Genomic DNA, 1,918 nt, shown 5'->3' on the forward strand with positions numbered 1-1,918 from the left:
GGAATGCTCGCGAAGAGGGAGTGTCAGTCGACATTGTTGCCGTCTGACACACCGCCTTCGCGAGCAAGCCCGCTCCCACAGGGTCGGTGTTTATTCAGGGCTGGATGTTCTCAGCCCATGAACACCTTAATGGAACAAGACTGCCGTTTTCTGCAAGGTCACCCAAACGCCCCACGCCAACGGAATACCCACCACCAGCCACGCAGCCACCGCCAACGGCTTGGTGCCCGCGTCCGCTTTCCACTCCAGCACAGTGCTGCTGTCAGCACCTTTGTCGTGGCCCAGTGCCTGTTCGGCAGCCAGTTCAGCGTCGGTCATGAAGTACTTGTCAGCCACTGGACGCACCAACAGATTGCACAGGAAGCCCAGCACCAGCAGACCGGCGAGGATGTACAAGGTGATGTCATAAGCGGCGGCACGTTCAACCCCGATGCTCAGCTGATATTCACGCAGGTAGTTCACCAACACCGGACCCAACACGCCCGCCGCCGCCCACGCCGTCAACAGACGACCATGGATCGCACCCACCATCTGCGTACCGAACAAGTCCGCCAAATAAGCCGGGACCGTCGCAAAACCACCGCCGTACATCGACAGGATGATGCAGAAAGCCGCCACGAACAGCGAAATATTACCCAGGTGACCGAGGTTCGGAATCAGCGCATACAGCGCAAAACCCAACGCGAAGAACACAAAGTAGGTGTTTTTACGGCCCAGGTAATCGGAGAACGAGGCCCAGAAGAATCGACCACCGATGTTGAACAGGCTCAGCAAACCGGTGAAACCGGCCGCAATCGCTGCAATCGAAGCCAGTTGCCCGGCGTCCAGTTGACCGAATGGCAGGTCCACACCGATCAATTTGCCACCGAACACTTCCTGCAACAGCGGCGACGCCATGCCGAGGATGCCGATACCGGCCGAAACGTTCAGGCACAGCACCAGCCACACCAGACGGAACTGCGGAGTTTTCCAGGCGACGTTCACATGAACGTGGCGGTGGGTGATCATCGCGTTCGCGGCTTTTTTCGCCGGAGCGGTCCAGCCCTCAGGCTTCCAGCCGGTAGGCGGAACGCGGTAGGACAATGCGCCACCGATCATGAACACGAAGTAGATCGCGGCCATCACCAGGAAGCTCTGCCATACGCCCACGCTATCTGCCGAAGCGAAATGGCTCATCAGGGCTGCGGCCAGCGGAGCGCCGACCATCGCACCACCGCCAAAACCCATGATCGCCATACCGGTCGCCATGCCGCGCTTGTCCGGGAACCACTTGATCAAGGTCGAAACCGGCGAGATATACCCCAACCCCAGGCCGATACCGCCAATAACCCCGGAGCCGACCCACATCAGCCAGATCTGGTGGGTATAGATCCCCAATGCTGAAATCAGCAGACCACCACACCAGCACAGTGCCGATACAACACCCGCCTTGCGCGGCCCGGCGTGTTCCAGCCAGCCACCCCAGATCGCTGCCGAGCAGCCGAGGAAGATGAAGAATAGGGTGTAGATCCAGCCGAGCATCGAGATCGGCCAGTCGCATTGCGACGAGAAAATTTGCGAAATGAAGCTCATATCCGGCGCGCAGGTAACCGGCTTGGTCACACCCAGCGCCTTGGACAGTGGCAGCCAGAACACTGAAAAACCGTAGGCCATGCCGATGCAAAGGTGGATGGCCAGAGCGGCCGGTGGTACCAGCCAACGGTTAAAACCGGGCTTGGCGATGATGCGCTCCTTGGAGAGGAACGCAGGCTGGCCGGCGTTGAGGCCGTCCGCCGTGATGCTCGTGGTCATTGTGTATCCCCCAATTATTAGTAGGGTTCGCCAGCCACTCCTCACCCCCAGCCTCTATGCGCACGCATGACCGTTTTGTTGGGTGAAGCTGCTTTTTGTGCGACATCTCGTCGCAGCAGGACGGACG

Annotated in this window: 1 protein-coding gene; it reads right to left on the minus strand. The window is 59.5% G+C overall.

Annotated elements, in window-relative coordinates; genetic code table 11:
• Positions 1-126 precede the first annotated feature (126 nt).
• Entirely contained in the window at positions 127-1,791 is a 1,665-nt protein-coding gene (locus AC1DRJ_RS25960) for an OFA family MFS transporter (RefSeq protein ID WP_477804673.1), read from the minus strand.
• Positions 1,792-1,918 lie beyond the last annotated feature (127 nt).

Source organism: Pseudomonas sp. P5_B2, from assembly GCF_056400445.1.

What these genes read in the sequence shown, in the direction of transcription:
- AC1DRJ_RS25960 (WP_477804673.1), bottom strand. Translation starts at nt 1,791, where the DNA reads ATGACCACGAGCATCACGGCGGACGGCCTCAACGCCGGCCAGCCTGCG.